18 protein-coding genes are annotated in these 23113 nt (G+C 69.8%); 8 read left to right on the top strand and 10 right to left on the bottom strand.

Annotated elements, in window-relative coordinates; all coding sequences use genetic code 11:
- Positions 1-65: 65 nt before the first annotated feature.
- The gene (gene pepN, locus AC1RN5_RS15420; protein ID WP_493042034.1) at positions 66-2681 is read right to left on the bottom strand and encodes an aminopeptidase N; all 2616 of its coding nucleotides are present in this window, start codon (positions 2679-2681) and stop codon (positions 66-68) included.
- 195 nt (positions 2682-2876) lie between these two features.
- Between pepN and AC1RN5_RS15425 the strand changes: the two genes are divergently transcribed.
- A complete protein-coding gene (locus tag AC1RN5_RS15425) occupies positions 2877-3524 on the top strand; it encodes an OmpW/AlkL family protein (RefSeq protein ID WP_493042035.1) in 648 nt (215 codons plus the stop codon).
- A gap of 6 nt (positions 3525-3530) precedes the next feature.
- On the opposite strand, the gene AC1RN5_RS15430 is transcribed toward AC1RN5_RS15425, so the two are convergent.
- Positions 3531-4106 carry a hypothetical protein gene (locus tag AC1RN5_RS15430; RefSeq protein ID WP_493042036.1) on the bottom strand — a complete coding sequence of 192 codons (576 nt, stop codon included), beginning with the start codon at positions 4104-4106 and terminating at the stop codon, positions 3531-3533.
- 141 nt (positions 4107-4247) lie between these two features.
- Between AC1RN5_RS15430 and AC1RN5_RS15435 the strand changes: the two genes are divergently transcribed.
- Positions 4248-5369 (top strand): acyl-CoA dehydrogenase family protein, encoded by a 1122-nt coding sequence (locus AC1RN5_RS15435; protein ID WP_493042037.1) that lies wholly within the window; start codon positions 4248-4250, stop codon positions 5367-5369.
- Between the two features lie 12 nt (positions 5370-5381).
- On the top strand, positions 5382-6608 hold the full coding sequence (locus tag AC1RN5_RS15440) for an acyl-CoA dehydrogenase family protein (RefSeq protein ID WP_493042038.1): 1227 nt from the start codon (positions 5382-5384) through the stop codon (positions 6606-6608).
- 6 nt (positions 6609-6614) lie between these two features.
- Here AC1RN5_RS15440 and AC1RN5_RS15445 read toward each other — a convergent pair whose 3' ends face one another.
- Positions 6615-7835: a glycosyltransferase gene (locus AC1RN5_RS15445; protein ID WP_493042039.1), complete on the bottom strand. Its 1221-nt coding sequence runs from the start codon at positions 7833-7835 to the stop codon at positions 6615-6617.
- Positions 7836-7940: 105 nt separating this feature from the next.
- Entirely contained in the window at positions 7941-9650 is a 1710-nt protein-coding gene (locus AC1RN5_RS15450; protein WP_493042040.1) for a vWA domain-containing protein, read from the bottom strand.
- Between the two features lie 358 nt (positions 9651-10008).
- On the opposite strand from AC1RN5_RS15450, the gene AC1RN5_RS15455 reads away from it, so the two are divergent.
- Positions 10009-11406: a tetratricopeptide repeat protein gene (locus AC1RN5_RS15455; RefSeq protein WP_493042041.1), complete on the top strand. Its 1398-nt coding sequence runs from the start codon at positions 10009-10011 to the stop codon at positions 11404-11406.
- Entirely contained in the window at positions 11403-12878 is a 1476-nt protein-coding gene (locus AC1RN5_RS15460; protein WP_493042042.1) for a right-handed parallel beta-helix repeat-containing protein, read from the top strand. Before AC1RN5_RS15455 ends, AC1RN5_RS15460 begins: the two co-directional genes overlap by 4 nt.
- On the opposite strand, the gene AC1RN5_RS15465 is transcribed toward AC1RN5_RS15460, so the two are convergent.
- From AC1RN5_RS15465 to AC1RN5_RS15475, 3 genes are all read right to left on the bottom strand, one after another.
- On the bottom strand, positions 12875-14452 hold the full coding sequence (locus tag AC1RN5_RS15465; RefSeq protein WP_493042043.1) for an amidase: 1578 nt from the start codon (positions 14450-14452) through the stop codon (positions 12875-12877). The genes AC1RN5_RS15460 and AC1RN5_RS15465 overlap by 4 nt on opposite strands.
- 156 nt (positions 14453-14608) lie before the next feature.
- On the bottom strand, positions 14609-14791 hold the full coding sequence (locus tag AC1RN5_RS15470; protein ID WP_493042044.1) for a CsbD family protein: 183 nt from the start codon (positions 14789-14791) through the stop codon (positions 14609-14611).
- 79 nt (positions 14792-14870) lie between these two features.
- Positions 14871-15458: a TetR/AcrR family transcriptional regulator gene (locus AC1RN5_RS15475; protein ID WP_493042045.1), complete on the bottom strand. Its 588-nt coding sequence runs from the start codon at positions 15456-15458 to the stop codon at positions 14871-14873.
- 104 nt (positions 15459-15562) lie between these two features.
- Here AC1RN5_RS15475 and AC1RN5_RS15480 point away from each other — a divergent pair, with 104 nt between their 5' ends.
- The 3 genes from AC1RN5_RS15480 to AC1RN5_RS15490 all read left to right on the top strand — a co-directional run bounded on the left by AC1RN5_RS15480 (position 15563) and on the right by AC1RN5_RS15490 (position 19586).
- Complete coding sequence (locus tag AC1RN5_RS15480) at positions 15563-15886, top strand: DUF8200 family protein (RefSeq protein ID WP_421935008.1); 324 nt, start codon at positions 15563-15565, stop codon at positions 15884-15886.
- A 175-nt stretch (positions 15887-16061) separates the two neighbouring features.
- Positions 16062-17729, top strand: a complete 1668-nt coding sequence (gene ettA / locus AC1RN5_RS15485) for an energy-dependent translational throttle protein EttA (RefSeq protein ID WP_493042046.1) — start codon at positions 16062-16064, stop codon at positions 17727-17729.
- 87 nt (positions 17730-17816) lie between these two features.
- On the top strand, positions 17817-19586 hold the full coding sequence (locus AC1RN5_RS15490) for a calcium-binding protein (RefSeq protein WP_493042047.1): 1770 nt from the start codon (positions 17817-17819) through the stop codon (positions 19584-19586).
- Here AC1RN5_RS15490 and ygiD read toward each other — a convergent pair.
- From ygiD to AC1RN5_RS15505, 3 genes are all read right to left on the bottom strand, one after another.
- Positions 19583-20356, bottom strand: coding sequence for a 4,5-DOPA-extradiol-dioxygenase (gene ygiD, locus AC1RN5_RS15495; RefSeq protein ID WP_493042048.1), 774 nt, complete (start codon positions 20354-20356; stop codon positions 19583-19585). The genes AC1RN5_RS15490 and ygiD overlap by 4 nt on opposite strands.
- A 75-nt stretch (positions 20357-20431) precedes the next feature.
- Positions 20432-21955, bottom strand: coding sequence for an L-piperidine-6-carboxylate dehydrogenase (gene amaB, locus AC1RN5_RS15500; RefSeq protein ID WP_493042049.1), 1524 nt, complete (start codon positions 21953-21955; stop codon positions 20432-20434).
- A 10-nt stretch (positions 21956-21965) separates the two neighbouring features.
- Positions 21966-23084, bottom strand: a complete 1119-nt coding sequence (locus AC1RN5_RS15505) for a saccharopine dehydrogenase family protein (RefSeq protein ID WP_493042050.1) — start codon at positions 23082-23084, stop codon at positions 21966-21968.
- Positions 23085-23113 lie beyond the last annotated feature (29 nt).

A 23113-nucleotide genomic window follows, 5' to 3' on the forward strand; every position in this document is an offset into this window, starting at 1 on the left:
CGCCAACATATCCACGGGTCTGATTTTCAATAAGATTCGGCTCAGCGGCAATCGCCGATCTCGGCTTAGTCCGCCAGGGCCTTGGTCGCCAGTTCGTACACATTCTTCGACAGGCCCTCGGTCGCGGCGATCCGCTCGAGCTGCGCCTTCATCAGGTTTCCCAGCTCGGGCTTGTAGCGACGCCAGCCGCCCAGGGGCTCCACCAGCCGCGCCGCCGTCATCGGGTTGAACCCGTCGACCGCCAGGATGGTGTCGGCCAGGAAGCGATAGCCCGCGCCGCTGGGATCGTGGAACTGGGCCTGATTGGCCGCGAAGCTCGAGATCAGGGCGCGCAGGCGGTTGGGGTTCTTCTGGTCGAAGGCGGGGTGGGCGGTCAGGCCCATCACCCGGCCCAGGGCGCCGGCGGTGGGATCGCGTCCCTGCAGGGCGAACCACTTGTCGATCACCAGGGGCTCGGACTTCCAGCGGTCGTAGAAGTCAGCGAGGGCGGCCTCGAAGGCTTCGCCGCCCACCAGCATCAGGGCGTTCAGGCCGCCGATGGCGTCGGTCATGTTGATGGCCGCCCGATAGTGGCCGTCGGCCAGGGTGGCGATCTCGGCCCGGGGATTGGCGGCCAGCAGTTCCAGGGTGGCGTTGCGCAGGGCCCGGCGGCCGGCGCTGGCGGCGTCCGGGGAGAATTCGCCCAGTTCCTGCAGGCCGATGTGCAGGCGCTTCAGGTCGTCCTCCAGGTGGAGGGCGAGGCGGGTGCGCAGGGCCTCGCGAGCCGCGTGGATGGCGGCGGGATCGGCGGGCCGCATGGCCAGGGCCAGGTCGGCCTCCGAGGGCAGGGCCAGCATCAGGGCCTTGAAGGCCGGATCGGCGGCCTGGTCGGCCAGGCCGCGGCCCAGGGCCTCGGCGTAGCGTTCCTCGCCCACCTCGTCGGGCTTGCCGGCCGCGCGGCTGGTGATCAGGGCCCGCGCCAGGTCCTGGCCGGCCTCCCAGCGGTTGAACAGGTCCGGGTCGCCGGCCAGCTGGACATAGCGATCCTTGGGCTGGGCGTCGGTCTCCAGGGTGACGGGGGCGGAGAAGCCGCGCAGGGCCGAGACGACGGGCGCGGAGTCCACGCCGGTCAGGGTCACGCTGGTGGCGGCGCCGTTCAGCACCACGACGGTTTCGTCCAGGGCGGTCCCGTCGCGCAGGAAGGCCTGGGTGCGGCCGTCGCCGTCCAGCAGGCCCACGCGCACCGGGATCGGCAGGGGTCGCTTGGTGGGCTGGCCGGGGGTCGGGGCCGTCTCCTGGGTGAGGTCGAGCCTCAGGGTCCGGGCGTCAGGGTCGTAGCTGTGGCTGAGGGTCACCTTGGGGGTGCCGGCCTGCTCGTACCAGGCGAAGAAGTCGGTCAGGTCCTGGCCGGTGACGTCGGCGAAGCAGCGGATGAACTCCTCGACCGTGGTGGCGTGGCCGTCCCAGCGGTCGAAATAGAGGTCCATGCCCTCCCGGAACTTCTCGTCCCCGATCAGGGTCTTGAGCATCCGGATGACCTCGGCGCCCTTCTCGTAGATGGTCGCGGTGTAGAAGTTGTCGATCTTCAGATAGCTCCCCGGACGCACGGGGTGGGCGAGGGGCCCCTGGTCCTCGGAGAACTGGCGGGCGCGCAGGGTCTTCACGTCCTTGATCCGCTGGACGGCCGCGCCGCGCATGTCGGCGGAGAAGCTCTGGTCGCGGAAGACCGTCAGGCCCTCCTTCAGGCAGAGCTGGAACCAGTCGCGGCAGGTGATGCGGTCGCCGGTCCAGTTGTGGAAGTACTCGTGGGCCACCACGCTCTCGATGCGCTCATAGTCCAGGTCGGTGGCGGTCTTCTCGTCGGCCAGCAGCAGGGACGAGTTGAAGATGTTCAGCCCCTTGTTCTCCATGGCCCCGAAGTTGAAGTCGCGCACGGCGACGATCATGAACAGGTCCAGGTCGTACTCGCGGCCGAAGACCTCCTCGTCCCACTTCATGGCCCGCTTCAGGGAATCCATGGCGTAGGCGGCGCGGTCGGACATGCCGGGATCGACATAGATCTTCAGATCCACGGTGCGGCCGCTCATGGTCACCAGCTTGTCGGCCAGTTCGTCCAGCTCGCCCGCCACCAGGGCGAACAGATAGGCGGGCTTGGGGAAGGGGTCGTTCCAGACGGCGTAGTGGCGGCCGCCGGTCAAGGTCCCGGACTCCATCAGGTTGCCGTTGGAGAGCAGGCGATGGAAGGCCTTGTCGGCCTCGATGCACACGGTGAAGCGCGACAGCACGTCGGGCCGGTCGGGGAACCAGGTGATCTTGCGGAAGCCCTCGGCCTCGCACTGGGTGCAGAACCGGCCGCCGGACATGTAGAGGCCGTCGAGGGCCTTGTTGGCCTCCGGGTCGATCTCGACCTCGGTCTCCAGGACGAAGCTGTCGGTGACGTTGGGCACCGTCAGGTGCTCGGCGTCGATGGTGCGCTCGGCCGCGTCCAGGACCCTGCCGTCCACGGCCACCGAGATCGGCTTCAGCCGCTCGCCGTTCAGCACCAGCGGCTCGGCGTGCTGGCCGTTGCGGGTGATGGACAGGCGCGCCTTCACCCGCGTGGCGTTGGGGGCCAGGTCGAAGACCAGCTCGGTCGTGTCGATCCGGAAGGCGGGCGGGCGGTAATCGGTGAGCCGGATGGGCTGGGGAGTCTCTGTGCGCATCTGGAAGGATTTAGGCCATCCCGGCCGCCAGGGCGAGCGCTGCGGCTGCGAAAGTCGCGGCGGCCACCGTGTCGCCCGCGCCACGCGCAACCGACGTCAAACAGTTGTTTGAGTTTTGTCAAAGCTGAGCTTGTCGGTTGGCGCGATGTCCCCGCCAGCACGGCGCTCCCTCCGTGCCTTGAGGGGAAAAAGAAGATGAAAGTTTCCACCTACGCCCTGGCCCTTGGCGCGGCGCTCGCCTTGGCCGGGACCGCCCAGGCCCAGGACTTCCAGGTCAAGGAAAAGGGCCTGCTGATGCTGAACGTCCGGGCCACGGACGTCTCGCCCACCGCCGACGACGCGATCACCACCGCGGGCGGCGTGGCCACCGGCCTGCACGTCGACGTCAAGGACGACATCAAGCCGACCATCGGCCTGAGCTACTTCCTCACCGATCACGTGGCCGTCGAGGTCATCGCCGGCACGACCCAGCACGCCATCAAGGCCCAGGGCACGGGCGTGGACGTCACCGTCCACAAGACCTGGGTCCTGCCGCCCATCGTCTCGCTGCAGTACCACTTCGCGCCGACCTCCAAGGTCAGCCCCTATGTGGGCGCCGGCGTGAACTACATGCTGTTCTACAACGGCAAGGATCAGAACGGCTTCAACGTGAAGCTGAAGGACGGCTTCGGCTACGCCCTGCAGGCCGGCGTGGATGTCGCGGTCAAGGGGCCGTGGAGCGCCAACCTCGACGTCAAGAAGGTGTTCTTCGAGACCGACGCCAAGATCAATGGCGGCGCCCTGAAGTCCAAGGTCAAGCTCGACCCGTGGGTGGTCTCGGCCGGCTTCGGCTACAAGTTCTAGGCGCGCCTATTCCGCGGCGTGGGTGGCCGGTTCAGCCATCGGCTCATCCACGCTGGCGGGGACTTCCTTCAGGTACTGATCCACCTTCAGGGCCTGTTCGGCCAGGCGCTGCAGTTCCGGCGGCGCGCCTGGCGACTCCTCGATCATCGCCATCAGACTCCGCGCGATGGACAGCAGGCGCGGGGCCGAGGTGATGAGTCTCGCCTGGAACTCGATCTTGTGCGGATCGCGGTCGTATTCCGCGCCGGGGGTGCGCCAGCCGCCCCAGTCGTTGGCGTCGGTGACCACCACCGGGTAGCTGCCCGGATAGGGATGGTGCCGGCAATTGTCGGGCGTCTGCCATTTGTTGCGCGCACGCAGCAGCCGCCAGTGGGCGCCGTCCTCGGCCAGGATATCGTCGCTCTCCTGCTCGGGCCTCAGCTCATGGGCCTGGAACTCGCGGCCCAGGCCGACGTCATAGCTCACCCGAACAGGCTCGTCGAAGCCGCGGGCCCAGACCGGCACCAGCTTCTCGATCACCGCCCAGGCGCCGACGCTCTCGACCCAAACACGCTGGTTCTTCTGAAATATCGCCTTGGCCATGACGCGCCCTTCGGACCTGCTCGCAGGCGCGCATAAGAGCCTGAAATCCTTGACGCGAGGTCAATCTTTCCTCTGGGCGAGAGGCGCGTATGTTGACGCGCGAGGAAACTTCAACCGGCCAAAATTGGCGGATGGGCGAATATGAATTTCGATTTTTCGGACGACCAAAAGTTCCTGAAGGGCGAGGCGCGCAAGTTCCTCGAGGCCAACTGTCCCACCAGCCGCGCCCGGGGTGTGCTGGAGGACGCCGCCCAGGGCTACGACCAGGCGCTGTGGAAATCCGTCGCCGGCCAGGGCTGGCTGGGCGCGGCGATCCCCGAGGCGTTTGGCGGCCTGGGCCTGGGTCACCTTGAGCTCTGCGTGATCGCCGAGGAGCTGGGTCGCGCCGTCGCGCCGATCCCCTTCGCCTCGACGGTCTATTTCCTGGCCGAGGCCATCATGCTGGCGGGCGACGAGGCCCAGAAGGCCGAATTGCTGCCGAAGATCGCCGCCGGCGAGATCATCGGCGCCATCGCCACCTCCGAGGGTCCCGGCGCCACCACCGCGGCGACCCTGCAGTCCACCGTCACCGACGGCAAGCTGACGGGGGTGAAGATCCCGGTCACCGACGGCGACATCGCCGATGTGGCCCTGGTCCTGGCCAAGGAGGGCGGCAAGCCCGGCCTCTTCCTGGTGGACCTCAAGGGGGCGGGCGTCACCCGCGAGGCGGTCAAGACCCTCGATCCCACCCGCGACGCCGCCAAGCTCACCTTCAAGGACGCGCCGGCCCGCCGGGTCGGCAAGGCCGGCGAAGGCGTCGAGCTGGTGGAGCAGATCTTCGATCGCGCCGCGGTGCTGCTGGCCTTCGAACAGTGCGGCGGCGCCGACCGCTGCCTGGAGATGGCCAAGGAATATGCGCTGGAGCGCTACGCCTTCGGCCGCGTCATCGCCTCCTACCAGGCGATCAAGCACAAGCTGGCCGACATGTACGTCAAGAACGAGTTGGCCCGCTCCAACGCCTATTACGGGGCCTGGGCGCTCAATACGAACGCGCCGGAGCTGCCGGTGGCCGCCAGCGCCGCCCGTATCGCCGCGTCGGAGGCCTACTGGTTCGCGTCCAAGGAAAACATCCAGACCCACGGAGGCATCGGCTTCACCTGGGAGATGGATTGCCACCTGTTCTACCGCCGCTCGCGCCAACTCAGCCTGGTGGCCGGCGCGCCCCGGGTCTGGAAGGAACGTCTCGTCAGCCACCTCGAACGCCGCAACGCGGCGGCCGCCTAAGGGAATTTGGTCATGGATTTCAACGACAGCCCCGAAGAAGCCGCCTACCGCCAGCAGGTCCGCGAGTGGCTCGAAGCCAACGCCCCCAGGACCCGCGTCGGCGGGGACCCCGAGGGTGGCGACGGCATGGCCGCCTCCAAGGCCTGGCAGGCCAAGAAGGCCGCCGCCGGCTACGCCTGCATCACCTGGCCCAAGGAATGGGGCGGCCAGGGCGGCACCCCCGTGCAGAACGTTATCTTCAGCCAGGAGGAGGCGAAGTATCCGATCCCTGGCAACCCCTTCCAGATCGGTCTGGGGATGTGCGTCCCCACGGTGATGACCTTCGCCGACGAGGAGACCAAGAAGCGCTTCGTCGGCCCGGCCCTGCGCGGCGAGGAGATCTGGAGCCAGCTGTTCTCCGAACCCTCCGGCGGTTCGGACGTGGCCGCCTCCCGCACCAAGGCCGAGCGCGCGCCGGACGGCTCGGGCGACTGGATCATTAACGGCCAAAAGGTGTGGACGACGGGGGCCCAGTTCTCGGACTTCGGGATCGTCATTACACGGACCAGTCCGGACAAGCCCAAGCACAAGGGCCTGACCATGTTCTGGGTGGATATGAAGGATCCGGGCGTCGAGGTGAAGCCGATCCATCAGATGTCCGGCGGCTCGGGGTTCAACGAGGTGTTCTTCACCGACGTGCGGGTCAAGGACAGCCAGAGGCTCGGCGCGGTGGACGAGGGCTGGAAGGTCAGCCTGGTGACCCTGATGAACGAGCGGCTGGCGGTGGGCGGCCAGACCGGCGCCGGCTGGCAGCAGTTCCTGGAGGCGGCCCGCAAGACCCCCGGCCTCGACGGCGGCTCGGCCCTGAAGGACGGGGCCCTGCGCGAGAAGCTGGCGGACTGGTACGTCCAGGCCGAGGGCCTGAAACATACCCGCAATCGGACGATGACAGCGCTTTCACGCGGTCAGACCCCGGGGCCGGAAAGCTCGATCGGCAAGATCATCTCGGCGGTGCAGATGCAGGAGCTGGGCAATACGGCCATCGAGATGCTGGACCAGTACGGGATCATCGACGATCCGGAGCTGGCCTCGCTGAACGGGGCCTTCCACTTCTCGCTGATGTTCGGCCCGGGCCTGCGGATCGCCGGCGGCACCGACGAGATCCTGCGCAACATCATCGCCGAGCGGGTCCTGGGCCTGCCGGGCGACATCCGGGTCGACAAGGACGTGCCCTTCAAGGACATGCCCACCGGCCGCTAGCCGGGGCTAGGCGCGCCAGGCCATCGGCTGAGGCGCGACCGAGCTCATCACCAGTTCGCCATAGAGGCGGGTCAGGCCCTCGAAGGTCCGGTCCCAGCTATGGCGAAGCTCGGCCCGGGCGCGGGCGGCGGCCGACAGGGCGCCGAGATCGCGGGCGAACAGGGCCTCGATAGCCTCGGCCAGGCCGCCGGGATCGACGTTGTGCGCCAGCTGCCCGACCTCGTTGTCGATCAGCTCGGAGACCCCGCCGCGGGAGGGCCCCACCACCGGCAGGCCGGCGGCCAGGGCCTCCAGCACCACCAGGCCGAAGGGCTCGTTCTCGTTGGCGTGGACGCAGGCGTCGCAGCTGGCGATCAGGGTCGCCAGGGCGACGGGATCGGACTCATAGTCCAGGGCGATCACGCGGGGCGAGATGCGCACATCCTTGCCCGCCCCCACCAGGACCAGGTGATAGGGCTCGCCCAGGCGCTCCACGGCGCAGACGATGGAATCGATGTTCTTTTCCCGCGCCGGCCGCCCGGCGAAGACCAGGATGCGGGCGTTCCAGGGCAGGCCCAGGCGCTTGCGCAGGGCGGAGGGGTCGGCGCGGCTGGGGTGGAAGAGGGTCGTATCGACCCCCAGCATCTGCACGGTGACCTTCTCGACCCCGGCCTCGGCCAGGCGCAGGGCCATGTGACGGCTGGGCGCCACCACACGGTCGAAGCGGTGATAGACGTCGGCCCAGCGCTTCTTGGCCGGCGCCTCGGCCCATTCGCCGAAGTGCAGGGCCGCCAGGGCCGCGGCGTCGGTATGGCAGAAGCCCACGACCGGGACCCCCAGCAGCTCGCCGGTGTCCAGGGCCGCGTGGCCGGGCACGAAGATGTCGCCGGCCTCGATGATGTCGGGCTCCAGCATGCGCAGCACCGTCTCCCACTTGTCGGCGCGGGCCGGCATCCGGTAGCCGTCGCCGAAGGGCAGGCGCGCGGCGGCCACGGTCACCACGCCGGGCTCGGAGAGCCCGGTGGTGGGACCCGGCGTCACAAGGGTGTGGCGGATGTCGGGCCGCCGTCTCGCCAGCCAGGCCTGCTTGGCGTTGAGGTAACGCTTCACCCCGCCGGAACGCGGCGCATACATCATGGTGGTGTCGATCAGGTGGAAACCCACCCGCCCCGGCGCGCCGAAGTAGGGGGCTTCCGCCGGATCGAGGCGGATCAGGTTGTCCTGGTCCGAAGCGGTGACGTCGTACACGCGAGGGCCTTCCCGGTGATGGGGGTTCTGGTCAGGCAACGAACGGCGTGGCCGTTTCGTTGCGGTCATGCTGAGCCTCCCGCGCACAACGGAAATGATCGCGGTCTAGTTTCGCGATTCGTTGACAGTTCTTGTCTCGCCTGCCGATCGGGCGAGCTGGACGAACTCCGCCCTCAGGCCGAAGGGATCGGCGCCGCGCGCGCCCTGGGCCAGGTCGGTCACGGCCTTCCAGCCGAAGGCCGGCGAGATCCAGGGATCGCCCCGCAGCTTCTGGCCGAACCCGGCCACCGCCAGGGCCCAGCGGGTGGCCTCCGGCGCTTGGTCGACCCGGCCATAGGTGTCGGCGGGCCCGATGGGCCGCTCGATCAGCCGGGAGGTCTGGCCGCCCGGCAGCTTGTAGCGGACCTTCAGGAAGGCCAGCTCGCCGCTGACGCCGGGCGCGCGGGCGGCCGGCGCGCCGTAGCGCAGGGGATCGCTGGAGGGCCGCGCGCCCACCGGGGTCACCTCATAGAGGGCGGTGACCGAGGTTCCCGAGCCCACCTCGCCCGCGTCGACCCGGTCATTGTTGAAGTCCTCGCGGTTCAGCAGGCGGGTCTCGTAGCCGATCAGCCGGTACTCGCTGACCGTCCTGGGATTGAACTCCACCTGGATCTTCACGTCGTCGGCGATGGGGAAGAGGGAGCCGGAGAAGTCGTCGCGGAAGGTCTTCCGAGCCTCGTTCAGGGTGTCGATATAGCCCGCCGTCCCGTTGCCGTTCTGGGCCAAGGCCTGCATCAGGGTGTCGTTGTAGTTGCCCTCTCCGAGCCCATAGACCGAGAGATAGACCCCGGTCTTGCGCTTGTCGGCCACGAAGTCGGTGAGCTTGGCGGGGTCGGCGACGCCGACATTGAAGTCGCCGTCGGTCATCAGGATCACCCGGTTGACCGCCTTGGGATCGAAGTTCTGCACCGCCAGGTCGTAGGCCAGCGCCAGGCCCTGGCCGCCGGCGGTGGAGCCGCCGGATTCCAGAGCGCCGAGGGCGCAGCGCATCTTCAGCTTGTCGCGCCCGCTGGTGGGGGCCAGCACCGCGCCGGCCGACCCGGCATAGGCCACCATGGCCACCCGGTCCTGGGGCCGCAGCTGGTCCACCAGTAGGTTCAGGGCCTTGCGGGCCAGGGGCAGCTTGTTCTCGTCGGACATCGAGCCGGAGGTGTCGATGAGGAACACCAGGTTGAGCGGTGGCTGCTGGCCGCGGGGGATGTCGTAGCCCTGCAGGCCGATGTGGACGATCTGCCGGTCGGAGGACCAGGGCGAGGGGGTCACCGCCACGAAGGGCCTGAAGGGGACCTGGGGGTCGGTGGGCCGGGCGTAGCCGTAGTCGAAATAGTTGATCAGCTCCTCGACCCTCACCGCGTCGCGGGGCGGGCTCTGCCCGTCGGTCAGGAAGCGCCGGACATTGGCGTAGGCGGCGGTGTCGACGTCCACCGCGAAGGTGGAGACCGGTTCCTGGGCCGTCTGCTTGATCGGATTGGCCTGGGCGTGGGGGTAGCGCTCGGTGTTCACGTCGCCGGGCATGGGACCGGGGCGGTAGGAACCGGTGACCACCATCTCCTGCATCGGCCCCGGCGCCGCCTTGGCGGCGGGAGCGTAGGGCTGGACCGAGGGCATTGGCGGCGGCGGGGCGGGCGGCGGCGGACCGGCCATGGACGGGGCGTACATCATCCGGCCGCCGCGGCCGCGGCCATAGACGTCCCGGCGATCGTCGCTCCGGAGGAAGCCCAGGGCCTCGCAGGCCGCGGGCGTCGGGGACCCGTCCCGAATCGCCGGGGCGGCCATGGGCGCCGCCGGCGCGGAGCCGGCTGCCACAACTGTAAGCAAGCATAGGGAGACGTGACTTAAGTTCCGTACAGCGGCCATCGTTCTCAGCGCTCCGAATAAGTCCCTCAAAGCGAAGCTTGGCGCGCCATCTGAGGCGAAAACGCGTCGAACAAGGGGCTTGGGCGCGGCGCCGTTGCTCACTCGCCTGATAGGTGAATCTGACGTGTCCTAATCTTCACCGTCCCAAGCTTGACAGGGGGGAGGGGCAAGACGCTAGTGGGCGGTTCAAGTATGGTTAACGCTTAAGGGGGAGCGCATGGCCATTTTCCATGAAGCAGCCCTCGGCGTGCGTGACATTGCGCGGAGAGGCCTGACCTTGGCGGTTCTGGCCGCCATCATTCCGCTGACCGGCGGCTGCGAGCCCAAGGGGGGTCCCGGCGGCTCCGCCGGGCGCATCGCCGTGGGTGGCCCGGCCTGTCCCCGCCCTCAGGCGGCGATCGGCGTGCAGCCGCAGTTCAACGCCCAGGAGCAGGAAATCCGCGCCCTGAGGCGCCAGGGCTTCCAGGGCGATTTCTTCGCCCAGATCGACCTGGCCCGGCGCTATTCCGGCCGCGACGCCCAGGAGAAGAACCTAGCCGATCCGGTGGAGTCGGCGGTCTGGTACGAACTGGCCCTGTCCAATCCCGACGGCTACGCCCCCATCGTCGCGGGGAGCGATCCGAAGCGGGGCAACCGGGGCGGACCCGGCTCCAAGCTCAACGACTGCCGCGCGGCCGAACGGCGCGGCGCCTATCTCTCCCTGGACCGCCTGCTGGACCGCATGAGCTCCGACGAGCGCCAGCAGGTGCGCGACCGGGTGATCTATGTGTTGTCCAGCCAGGGGGCCCCGGGCTTCCGCACCCTGGCGCGGCTGCACGACGTGTCCTTCGGACCGTTCGGCGATCCCGCCGACGGCTCCCCCATCGACCCGCGCGACCTGGCCAAGGTCAAGCCGCCGGCGGCGGCCACCCTGTTCACCCGCAACGACGTCGACGTCTATCTCTACAACTACCTGGCCGCCCAGGGCGGCGACGTCGCCGGATACGTCATGTTGAAGGACTTCGAGCGGTCGTCTCCGGAGCGGGCCTCCCTGGGGTCCGACGCCGAGGCCAAGGCCCGCCGCTGGGTGCCGCCCTACGAGTTCTATCCGCCCCAGGCGCCCGATTCCGGCGTGCCCCATTCCGACGAGACCGCGACGCTCGGTGAGGCCGAGGGCCTGGCCGTCAGCCGCATCGACGAGCTGCCCTTCCAGCACATCGCCGCGGCCCTGGCCTATCTGCGGGTGATTCCGCAGCCGGTGTCGGCCCAGAGCCAGCTCTCGCCCGGCGACATCCAGACCTTCCAGGCCATGATCGGCCGGCCCGCCACCGGGGTGTTCACGCCGCTGGAGAAGGTGCGCGCCATCCAGTACGCGGCGGTGAACGGCTCGTCCCGGTCCCAGCTTGCCCTGGCGGTGATGTACGCCGAGGGCGTGGGCGTGCCGCGGGACTATGCCCGGGCCTTCCACTGGTTCGCCGAGGCCGACAAGCAGGGCAGCCCCGAGGCCAAGTACGCCATGTCCACCTACTTCTCGCTGGGGGTCTCCGGCGTCGCCGACCAGGACAAGGCCTCGGCCGTCGTCTACCAGATCGATGGGGCGCTCTCGGGCTTCAAGCCGTCGGCCCAGCGCCTGCGCGAGGTCCTGGCCCAGGTGGCCCGCGCCCCCAGCCGACCCACAGAAGGAAGCTACCGGTGATCGCACACGCCCTGCGCCGGCTGGCGGGCCTTGGCGCCGCCGTGGCCGGAGCCGTCCTGTCCCTGAGCGTGGCGGGCCAGGCCCAGGCCATGCCCGACGCCAAGGTGGATCAGCAGATCCGTCCGAACTTCGGCATCCTGCTGGCGCCGCCCCTGCGCCATCCCTACCGGCCGGCGGCCTGGAAGCCGCGGCGCGGCGGGCCGGGCTACGACTACTACGGACCCCGCGGCCAGCGGCGGCCGCTCTATCTGGACTCCATCACCGTCGACTGCGGCGACGCCCGGTCGGGCGGCGCGCCTCTGGCCGACGCCATCTACAACCTGGCCGACAACGGCGTGCTCTACATCCGTTCGCGTGGCGGGGTCTGCCGCGAGACCCTGGAGATCGACCACCCGGTGATCATCGCCGGGGAGGGCGCCCCGGCCTTCGGCGGCGCGGGCTCCGGCGTCGCCAAGCTGAGCCCGCCGGACGGCATGCCCTGCATCCGCATCGCGCCCGGCGTGAAGGGCGTGGAGATCCGCGACCTGGTGATCGAGGCCGGCCAGGGCGGGCGCAGCGCCTGCATCGAGGCTCAGGACGCCGACGTGGCCCTGATCCGGTCCTCCCTGCGCTACCAGGGGGACGCCTCGGCGATCTTCGTCCAGGGCGGCAGCCTGATCGTCCGCAACAGCATCATCGACGCCCGCACCAATGACGCCGCGGTGGTGGCCGACGGGGCCCTGGTGGACATCCAGCAGTCCAGGGTCACCGCCGACGTGCGCGGTCTCGACATCACCCCCGCCCCCGGCCAGAGCCGGCTGGTCCAGGTGGGGATCATCGCGCCGGGCCCCGGCCTGCCGGGCTCCACGGCGGTCACCGTGCGCGACCAGCGCAGCGGCGCCGGCAGCCTTCTGATCGCCAACAGCGTCATCAAGAACTGGATCACCGGGGTCTATGTCGACCGCGGCGCCCAGGTGGAGCTGGTCCACAACCGCATCCTGAAGGTCCGCCGCGGCGTGCTCTCGGACTACGGCCAGGTCCGGGTGCGCCAGAACGCCATCGCCGCCGACGACTACGGCGCCTACTTCGCCGGCGGCCGTCCGGAGGTGGCCTATAACCGCTTCATCGGCGCGGGCATGGACTATGAGCGCGGGGTCGATCCGATCACCGAGCCCAACTATGTCTATTCCCCCCAGGGCTGCGGCTACCGCATGCCCCCCGGAAGCTATTGCCGGCCGATGTCGGAAATGCCCAAGGCGATCATGGACGAGAGCGGCTTCGACTCCTCGGGCCGCTACGGCTGGGAAGTGGACGGCTATGAGCGCGGCTACCAGCGCGACGGCGCGCCCCTGCCGCGGGCCTACGTGCCGCCCCCGCCGCCGCGCCGCCCGATCTTCGGACGCCGGCCGCCGCCGCCGCCGCCGGCCTATCCGCAAGGGTCGGGGAGCTATTCCGGCGGCCCCCCGCCCATGGTCGGCGCGCCGAACTATTAGGGCCTGTCGAAGGCCGGTGAACCGTTGACCGTGGCCGGGAAGGTCGGCGGGCGGCGGACCTTGGCGGCCTGTTCGTAGGCGTAGCCCAGGGACAGCAGACGGGCCTCCGACCAGGCCGCGCCGATGAAGGACAGCCCCACCGGCAGGCCCTCGACATAGCCCATGGGCACGGTGAGGTGGGGATAGCCCGCCACCGCCGGCAGCTCCGACGGCGAGCCCAGCCAGCGACCGCCGTTCACGCGGTCCACCACCGAGGCCGGCCCGCCGCTCTCGGCCACCAGGACCTCCACCTTGGCGTCGGCCAGCATGCGGTCGATCCCCTCGGGCCCCGCCAGCCGGCGGGCCGAGGCCCTCGCCGTGAGATAGGCCGGGTCGTCCAGACCGGGGGCGGCCTGGGCCTCCTTGAAGGTCTCCTGGCCGAACAGGACGGTCTCCCGCGGCTCCAGGTCGTTGAAGGCGATGAGGTCGGCCAGGGTGCGGGTCTTCACCTGGTCGGGGGCGGTGGAGGCCAGGTAGGCGTTGATCCCGGCCTTGAACTCCACCCGCAGGATCAGGTCCTCCAGAGCGCCCACCTGGCTGGTGTCGGGGGGCGTCACCTCCACCAGGGTCGCGCCGGCGGCCTTCAGGGCGGCCAGGGCCTGGTCGAACACGGCGTCGGTCTGCGGCGAGCGGCCGGCGGTGACCCGCAGCACCCCGATGCGGGCGCCCTTCAGGGCGGCGGGGTCCAGGACCTTCAGGTAGTCGGTCCTGTGGCGGTCGGCCTCGAGGGTGGCCGGATCGGCGGGGTCGGACCCGGCCAGGGCGGTGAGCAGGGCCGCGGCGTCGGCGACGTTGCGCGCCATCGGCCCGGCGGTGTCCTGGCTGGCGGAGATCGGCACGATGTGGGTGCGGGAGACCAGGCCCACCGTGGGCTTGAGGCCGACGATCCCGTTCATGGCCGCCGGACAGGTGATGGAGCCGTCGGTCTCGGTGCCGATGGCCGCGACGGCGAGCCCCGCGGCCACGGCGGCGCCCGATCCGGCGCTGGAGCCGCAGGCGCTGCGGTCCAGGGCGTAGGGATTGCGCACCAGGCCGCCCACGGCGCTCCAGCCGCTGATGGACCGGGAGGATCGGTAGTTGGCCCATTCCGACAGGTTGGCCTTGCCGAGGATCACCGCCCCGGCCTCGGTCAGCCGGCGCACCAGGGGCGCGTCGCGGCCGGTGATGTTGTCCTTCAGGGCCAGGGAGCCGGCGGTGGTGGCCGTGCCGTCGGCGGACTCGATATTGTCCTTCAGCAGGATCGGCAGGCCGTGCAGCGGCCCGCGGACCTTGCCGGCCCTTCGCTCGGCGTCGAGCCGGCGCGCGTCGTCCAGGGCGTGCGGGTTGAGGACGATGATGCTGTTGAGCTTGGGGCCTCTCTCGTCGAGGGCGGCGATGCGGGCGAGGTAGGTCAGGGTGAGGCCCTCGGAGGTCGCCTGGCCCTTGGTCATGGCCTGGCCCAGCTCCGTGACGCTCCCGAAGGCCAGGGGCTCGGCCGCCAGGGCCGGTCCCGCACCGAGCGCCAGGCCCGCCATCACCCCTGCCATCCGTCGCATGACTGCTTCCCCCGCACGCGGTCATTGGAGGGCGCCCGCAACGCCTTGACCAGACATGACGAGGGCCGCGCTCCACGGGAGCGCGGCCCTGCCTATTTGTTCCACCCACTGGGGGGAGGGGAGGGTGGAACCTGACCGTTCAGGTAGGAAACCTGTTTAGTTCTTCAAGGCGTTGCGGGCGGCGTCCTTCAGGTCGCCAACGCCCTTCTGCACCTTGCCGACGGTCTTTTCCGCCACGCCTTCGGCTTCCAGGCGCTCATTGCCGGTCAGCTTGCCGGCGGCTTCCTTGATGGAGCCCGAGGCGTCCTTGGCGGCGCCCTTGATGGTGTCCTTGTGCATGACCGTCTCCTTGAGAAGGGGGGCGAGGGGAGGCTCGCCCTTCGCCCTTCTCTACGCGCGAGGAAGCGTCTTCGTTCCGTCAGGCCCCGCCGGTTCGGTCCAGCAGGGACTCGAAGGCCGCGCGGGCCGCGGCGCGGGCTCCGGTGTCGTCCAGCAGGCGGCGCATCTCGTTGTGGCCGAGGATGAAGCTCTTCATCTGGAAGACCGCGCCCTGGGCCTCGGCGTCGGTGATCGGCGGCTCGCGCAGGGCCTTCATCTCGCGGGCCAGGGTCTGGCGCCAGCGGCGCACCCGGGTCTGCAGCAGATCGCGCATGGGGCCGGGCTGATCGTCCAGCTCGGTGCTGGCGGCCATGATCAGGCAGCCGCCGGCGGCGTTCTCCACCTCGCTCCAGTCCAGCCACCGCTCGAACACGCTCTCCAGCCGTGCGCGGCCGGGGGGAAGGCTCTCGGCCGGTTCCCAGACGAAGGCGACGAAGCGGTCGAACCCCCTGTCCAGGGCCGCCAGCTCCATGGCCTCCTTGGACTCGAAATGCTTGAACAGGCCGCTCTTGGACAGGCCGACGGCCTCGGCCACGTCGTTCAGGCTGACGGCGCCGAACCCCTTGATCGCGGCCTGACGGCCGGTCTCCTCGATGATCCGCGCCCGGGTCGCCTCGCCCTTTTTCAACGTCCAGCCCTCACGGCCAAGCCCCCGCTTGACAAAAAGTGACCGATCGTGCCTTTTCCAAGCCAGTGACCGATCGTGCCCTTTTCTATCGCATGGAGCGAATTATGCAAACCAAGGTTCTCTCAGCCGCCGTCCTGGCGCTCGCCCTCCTGGCCGCCAACGGCGCCAGCGCCGCCGAGGGCTTCCGCGCCCAGGCCAAGCTGCTCACCCCCGTGGCGGCGCCCACCACCACGGTGGTCAGCAATGTCGAGTGGAAGTGCGACGGCGACGCCTGCCTGGGGGTCTCCAAGTACGCGCCGGGCCTCGACAGCTTCATGAAGCAGTGCCGCAAGGTGCGCGCCGCGCTGGGGCCGCTGGCCGCCTATTCGAGCCGGGGCGTGAAGATGAGCGACGCCGACGTCGCCAACTGCAACGCCGGTCCGCGCTAGAGCCTTCCCCCTCCGGCGCGCCGGCCGCCGAAGGGCCGCGGGCGGCGCGCCGACTTTTTGAGCCGCCTGGAGCCGCTGAGGCGGCGCCGCGCCGCGCCGACATTGCGCAAGACGCCCCCGACCGCTATCTCCGCACCCGAATTCCCCTCTTTCGAAGAGCGAGCGCGGACGCCCCATGGCGCAGCAGTACATTTATCAGATGCAGGGCCTGACCAAGGCCTTCCCCGGTGGCAAGAAGGTGTTCGAGAACATCTGGCTGTCGTTCTACTCCGACGCCAAGATCGGCGTGGTGGGGGTCAACGGTTCGGGCAAGTCCACCCTGCTGAAGATCATCGCCGGGGTGGACAAGGAGTTCAACGGCGAGGCCAAGGCCGCCGACGGCGTCAAGATGGGCTACCTGGAGCAGGAGCCGCACCTGGACGACCAGCTCAACGTCTGGGGCAACATCATCTCCTGGTGCGAAGAGAAGAAGATCTTCGACCGCTACAACGAGGTCGCCGCCAAGCTGGGCGAGGACTACACCGACGAACTCATGGAGGAGATGACCGCCCTCCAGGAGAAGATCGACGCCGCCGACATGTGGGACATCGACTCCCGCATCGAGATGGCCGCCGACGCCCTGCGCTGCCCGCCCAACGACTGGCCGGTGGACAACCTGTCCGGCGGCGAGAAGCGCCGCATCGCGCTGGCCCGCCTGCTGCTGTCCAAGCCCGACATGCTGCTGCTGGACGAGCCCACCAACCACCTGGACGCCGAGTCCGTGGCCTGGCTGCAGCACCACCTGGAAGCCTTCCCGGGCTGCGTCATCCTGGTGACCCACGACCGCTATTTCCTGGACCAGGTCACCAAGTGGACCCTGGAGCTCGATCGCGGCAAGGGCATCCCCTACGAGGGCAACTATTCCGGCTGGCTGGAACAGAAGACCAAGCGGATCGTCCAGGAGCAGTCGGAGTCCGAGGCCCGCCAGCGCGCCATGACCCGCGAGCTGGAATGGGTGCGCTCAGGCGCCAAGGCCCGTCAGGCCAAGTCCAAGGCCCGTCTGGCCGCCTATGACGAGATGGTCCGCGAGCAGGAGACTTCCCGCCTCGCCCAGACCACCGCCACCATCCAGATCCCTCCCGGCCCGCGCCTGGGCAATGTGGTGCTCGAGGTCGAGAACCTGGAGAAGGCCTATGGCGACAAGGTCCTGTTCAAGGACCTCTCCTTCAAGCTGCCCCCCAACGGCATCGTCGGCGTGATCGGCCCCAACGGGGCGGGCAAGTCGACCCTGTTCAAGCTGATCACCGGCCAGGAGACCCCGGACGCCGGGACCTTCCGGGTCGGCGAGACCGTAAAGCTGGCCTATGTCGACCAGAGCCGCGACGCGCTGGATCCCACCAAGACCGTCTGGCAGGAGATCTCCGGCGGCCTGGACGTGCTGGCGGTGGGCAAGCGGGAGATCAACACCCGCTCCTATGTCGGCTCGTTCAACTTCCGCGGCGGCGACCAGCAGAAGAAGGTCGGCCAACTCTCGGGCGGGGAGCGCAACCGCGTCCACCTGGCCAAGACGCTCACCACCGGCGGCAATCTGATCCTGCTCGACGAACCGACCAACGACCTGGACATCGAGACCCTGCAGAACCTGGAAGAGGCCCTGGAGGAGTTCGCCGGCTGCGCCGTGATCATCTCCCACGACCGCTGGTTCCTGGACCGCCTGGCCACCCACATCCTGGCCTTTGAGGGCGACAGCCACGTGGAATGGTTCGAGGGCAACTTCGAGGCCTATGAGGAAGACAAGAAGCGCCGCCTGGGCGCCGACAGCCTCATCCCCCACCGGCTGAAGTTCCAGAAGTTCGCGCGGTAGCCGAGCGGGGCCCGCCTATCCCGCTATCCGGGTTGCGGCCCGGCGAGAGCAGAAGCTAGGATGCCACCCTGAGTTGGGAGGGCGCCTATGCCGATCGTCGGGACCGCGAATGCGGACAACCTCAGCAACTCCGACCCCTACAGCCGTGGCGAGACGATCCAGGGCCTGGCGGGGGACGACACGATCACGGCTGGCAGTTCCGGCAATGATGTCCTGGAGGGCGGGACCGGCGACGACCGGCTGATCGGTACGGCCACGGCCTCGTACGAGCACGCCGCGGGCGGCGTCAGCGTCAGCCTGAGGCTCGCGGGCGCGCAGGCCGTCGGCGGCGGAGAGGGGACCGACACCCTCATCAATATCCGGGCGGTGATCGGCGGGGGCTTCGCCGACACCCTGGTGACGGCGGACGGGGTCTACTTCCAGGAACTGACCGGCGGCGCGGGGGCCGACAGCCTGCTGGGCGGGACCGCCACCGACAAGCTCACCGGCGGCGACGGGAACGACACCCTCGATGCGGGCAATGCTGGCGTGGCGCTGAGCGGCGGCTGGCAGCATGACCTGCTGTACGGGGACGGCGGCGACGACCTCCTGCGCGGTGGGTCCGATGTGGTCTCCGACGGGGGCGCCGGCGACGACCAGATCCTGGGGGCCAGCGAGGCGCACGGCGGCTCCGGCCATGACACGATCGTCGGGGCCGAGCGCAGCAACGCCTTCTTCGGCGCCGACCTGCACGGCGGATCCGAGAACGACAGCATCGTCGGGACCGGCCAGGACGACATGCTCTACCCTGGCGGAGGGGCCAATACGGTCGCCGCCGGGGCCGGAAACGATCAGATATTCATGCTCGACGGGTCCGACACGGACCTCGGCATCGGCAATGATGTCATCGACGGCGGCACAGGGATCGACACCGTCAACTTCGGCGTCGGCTATGCGCAGTGGAACACCTCCTATTCGCCGGTCTCGGTCGACCTGACGACGGGGGTGGCCAACACCACGGGCGTCTACGTCAACATCGGCACGATGCGGGACGTCAGCCACAGCACCCTGACGAATGTCGAGAACATCGTCGGCAGCCAGGGAAATGACACCATCCTGGGCTCGGAGGGCGACAACCGCCTGACGGGTCAGCTCGGCGCCGACACCATCCTGGGCCGGGGCGGAGCCGACACGATCGACGGCAACCAGAGCCCCTTGGGCGGCAAGGACGGCGCCAACTATCTGAGCGGCGACGCCGGCAACGACTCGGTCCAGGGCGGAACCGGGATCGACACCGTCATGGGCGGCGAGGGGAACGACACCCTGCACGACTGGGGCGGCTCCAACTACATGCGCGGCGAGGACGGCGCCGACGTCATGGAGGGCGGCTCCGACTTCGACGACATGCTGGGCAATATGGGCGACGATACCCTGCGTGGCGGCTACGGCGACGACTGGGTCGTCGGCGGCAAGGACAACGACCTGCTCTATGGCGAGGCCGGCGGCGACATCGTCTATGGCAACCTGGGCGCCGACACCTGCTTCGGGGGGGACGGCTTCGACTGGGTGCGCGGTGGCCAGGCCAACGATGTGGTCGACGGCGGGGCCGGGGACGACTGGCTGTGGGGCGACCGGGGCGACGACACGGTGACCGGCGGGGCCGGGGCCGACATGTTCCACATCTTCTCGGGCGCGGGCCTCGATCGGGTGACCGATTTCAACTACGCCCAGGGCGACCGGGTGATCATCGACTACGGGACCTACACGGTCACCCAGGTCGGGTCCGACACCGTGATCGATCTCGGGGGCGGCGACAGCATGGTGCTGGTGGGCGTCACCGCCTCGAGCCTGCCCGTGGGCTGGATCACCACCCTCTAGCCGATCCGCGCGCCCAGCATGCTGATGCTGCCCAGGTCGACATAGTCGTTGAACAGGCTGACCGGCTCGCCGGGCGCGCTGGCGCCCAGGACGTAGAGCAGGGGCAGGTAGTGCTCATCGACGGCCATGCCGGCCTCGGGGCCGAGGCCGCCGGGATCGACCAGGGCCGTGTGGTCGCCGGCGACCAGGCGGTCGCGCACGGCCTCATGGAAAAGCTGAGCCCAGGCCAGGGGCTGGGCGTCCTGCGCGCGCACGGCGGCGCGCAGGTTGTGGACCACGTCGCCTGAGCCGAGGATCAGCACGCCCTCGTCGCGCAGGGACGCCAGCCGGCGGCCGATATCGTAGTGGGCGGGCATAGGCTGGCTGAGGTCCATGGCCAGCTGCACCACCGGCACGTCGGCGTCGGGATACATGTGGGCCAGGACCGACCAGGTCCCGTGGTCGAGGCCCCAGTCCTGGTCGGCGCGCACCGCCATCGGCGCCAGCAGCTCGGCGGCGCGGGCCGCCAGCGCCGCCGAGCCCGGGGCGGGGTACTGCATGTCGAACAGCGGCTGCGGGAAGCCGCCGAAGTCGTGAATGGTCTTGGGCGCCGCCATGGCGGTCACCGCCGTCTCGTTGAGGCACCAGTGGGCGGAGATGGCCAGGATCGCCTTGGGGCGCGGCAGCCCGGCGGCCACCTGGCGCCAGACCTCGGCGGTGGGGCCGCCCAGGGCGTTCATGGGGCTGCCGTGGCCGACGAAGACGACGGGCATGCGGGAGGGCGTGTTCATGCCTCCCATATGGCGCCGCCGGCTTGCGGCCCCAAGCGCGGTTCCTGAAACGCTGCGTCGCTCCGGTGGCAACGCCTAGAGGTCGAAGGTCACGCCCTGGGCCAGGGGCAGGTCGCGGGAATAGTTCAGGGTGTTGGTGGCCCGGCGCATATAGGCCCTCCAGCTGTCGGAGCCCGCCTCGCGGCCGCCGCCGGTCTCCTTCTCGCCGCCGAAGGCCCCGCCGATCTCGGCGCCCGAGGGGCCGATATTGACGTTGGCGATGCCGCAGTCGGAGCCCAGGTCGCTGATGAACAGCTCGGTCTCGCGCACGTCGTTGGAGAAGATCGACGACGCCAGGCCCGCCGCCGTGGCGTTCTGCAGGGCGATGGCCTCGGCCAGGTCGCGGTAGCGGACGACATAGAGGATGGGGGCGAAGGTCTCGCGCAGCATGGGGCCGGTCTGGCGGGGCATCTCCACCAGGGCGGGGCGGACATAGACGCCGGGGCGGTCGACCCGTGCGCCGCCATGGACGGTCCCGCCGCAGGCCCTGGCCTCGGCGAGCGCCGCCTGCATGCCGTCATAGGCCGCCTCGTCGATCAGCGGGCCCAGCAGGGTTCCGGCTTCGCGGGGATCGCCCACGGGAACCGAGGCGTAGACGGTCTTCAGGCGGCCGATCAGGGCGTCGGCGACGTCCTCGTGGACGAACAGGCGGCGCAGGGTGGTGCAGCGCTGGCCCGCCGTGCCCATGGCCGAGAAGGCGACGCCCCGCAGGGCCAGCTCCAGGTCGGCGGAGGGGGCGACGATGGCGGCGTTGTTGCCCCCAAGCTCAAGGATGGCGCGGGCGAAGCGGGCGGCCAGGACCGGGGCCACGGCGCGGCCCATGGCCGTGGAGCCGGTGGCCGAGAGGATCGGGACCTTGGGGTGGGCCACCAGGGCCGCGCCGACCTGGGCGCCGCCCTGGATCACCTGGGAGAGGTGGGCGGGGGCCTCACCGAAGCGGGCGGCGGCCTTGAGGAAGATGGCCTGCACCGCCTCGGCGGTGAGGGGGGTCTTCTCCGAGGGCTTCCAGACCACGGGATCGCCGCAGACCAGGGCCAGCGCCGCGTTCCAGCACCAGACGGCGACGGGGAAGTTGAACGCGGAGATGACGCCGCAGACCCCCAGGGGGTGCCAGGTCTCCATCATCCGATGGCCGGGCCGCTCGGTGGCGATGGTCAGGCCGTGCAGCTGGCGCGAAAGACCTGTGGCGAAGTCGCAGATGTCGATCATCTCCTGGACCTCGCCCAGGCCCTCGGAGGTGACCTTGCCAGCCTCCAGGGCGACCAGGCGGCCGAGGTGGTCCTTGGCCAGGCGCAGCTCCTCGCCGAACAGCCGGACCAGCTCGCCGCGGCGGGGGGCGGGGACCTTGCGCCAGTCGAGGAATGCGGCGTGGGCGCGCTCGACGGCGGCGTCCACCTCGGACGGGGTGTGGGCGCGAAGGGTGGCGAGGACCGCGCCGTTGATGGGGGAGCGGGCCGGGAGATCGGCGCCTTCCAGGGCGGCGAGGTCGACGCCCAGGGCGTCCAGGGTGGCCATCAGGTCGTCGCGGACGGCGGGGAGGGGGCGGACGTGGACGTTCATTTCAGGCTCCTCAGGCGACCGCGGCGACCGGGGCGTCAGCCACGTGGTCGCCGGGCTGGCGGTAGGCCTTGCCGAAGCGGTTGGAGAGGAAGTCGGGCAGGGCGATCTCCTCCTGGCGGACATAGCCCTGCTGCGGCAGGCGGCCGGTGGCCAGCAGGTCCAGCACGGTGCAGATGCCCGCCGCCGTGGTGACCTGGATGGCGCTCCAGAAGCCGGCGCCATGGTGCTCGCCCATGACCTTGCCGGCGTAGCTCTCCTGCATCAGGCGGCCGCCGCGCCAGCCGGAGGCGGTGACGAAGAAGACCACCACGTCCTGCTCGGTGCCGGGAACCGCGCCCTCCAGCACGTCCTTCAGCAGATCGCGGCGGTGGCGGAGGTTGAGGTCGTTGAGCAGGGTGCGCATCAGGGCGCAGTGGCCGGGATAGCGGACCGATTTGTAGTTCAGATTCCGCGCCTTGCCGGCCAGAACCTCAGCCAGGGAGCCGAGGCCGCCGGAGGTGTTGAAGGCCTCGTAGGTGACCCCGTCGAGGCTGAAGGTCTCCAGGCCCTCCAGGGCCGGAACCTCCCGCAGCTCGCCCTCCACCAGGGCCTCGCAGGGTTCGCAGTACTCGTTGATCACGCCCTCGGTGGACCAGGTGAGATTGTAGCCGAGGCTGTTGGAGGGATAGCGGGGCAGGGCGCCGACCCGCAGGCGCAGCTCCTCGACCCGGTCGAAGCCGCGGGCGAGCTCGGCGCCGGCGATGGAGATGAAGCCGGGCGCCAGGCCGCACTGGGGGATGAAGGCGCTGCTGGCGTCCTGCGCCAGGGCCTTGACCATGCGGGTGGTGGCGACGTCCTCGGTGAGGTCGAGATAGTGGCAGCCGACCCGGGCGGCGGCCTGGGCGACGGCGCCGGTGAGGTGGAAGGGGGCGGCGGAGAGGACGGCGAAGGCGCCCGAGAGCGCCGCGTCCAGGGCCGGGGCGTCGGTGACGTCCAGCACACATGTCGACAGCCGTGGATGGAGGATAACCGCCTGCAGGGTCGCCGACGAGCGGTCGACGAGGGTCACGGCGTAGTCCCCACTCTCCACCAGCATCTGGGCGATGATGGACCCGATCTTGCCGCCGCCGATGACCACGATCCTGCGCATGACGTCTCTCCCCTTGCCAAGGCTTGACG

The organism is Phenylobacterium sp. GW821-FHT12F10 (assembly GCF_058806695.1).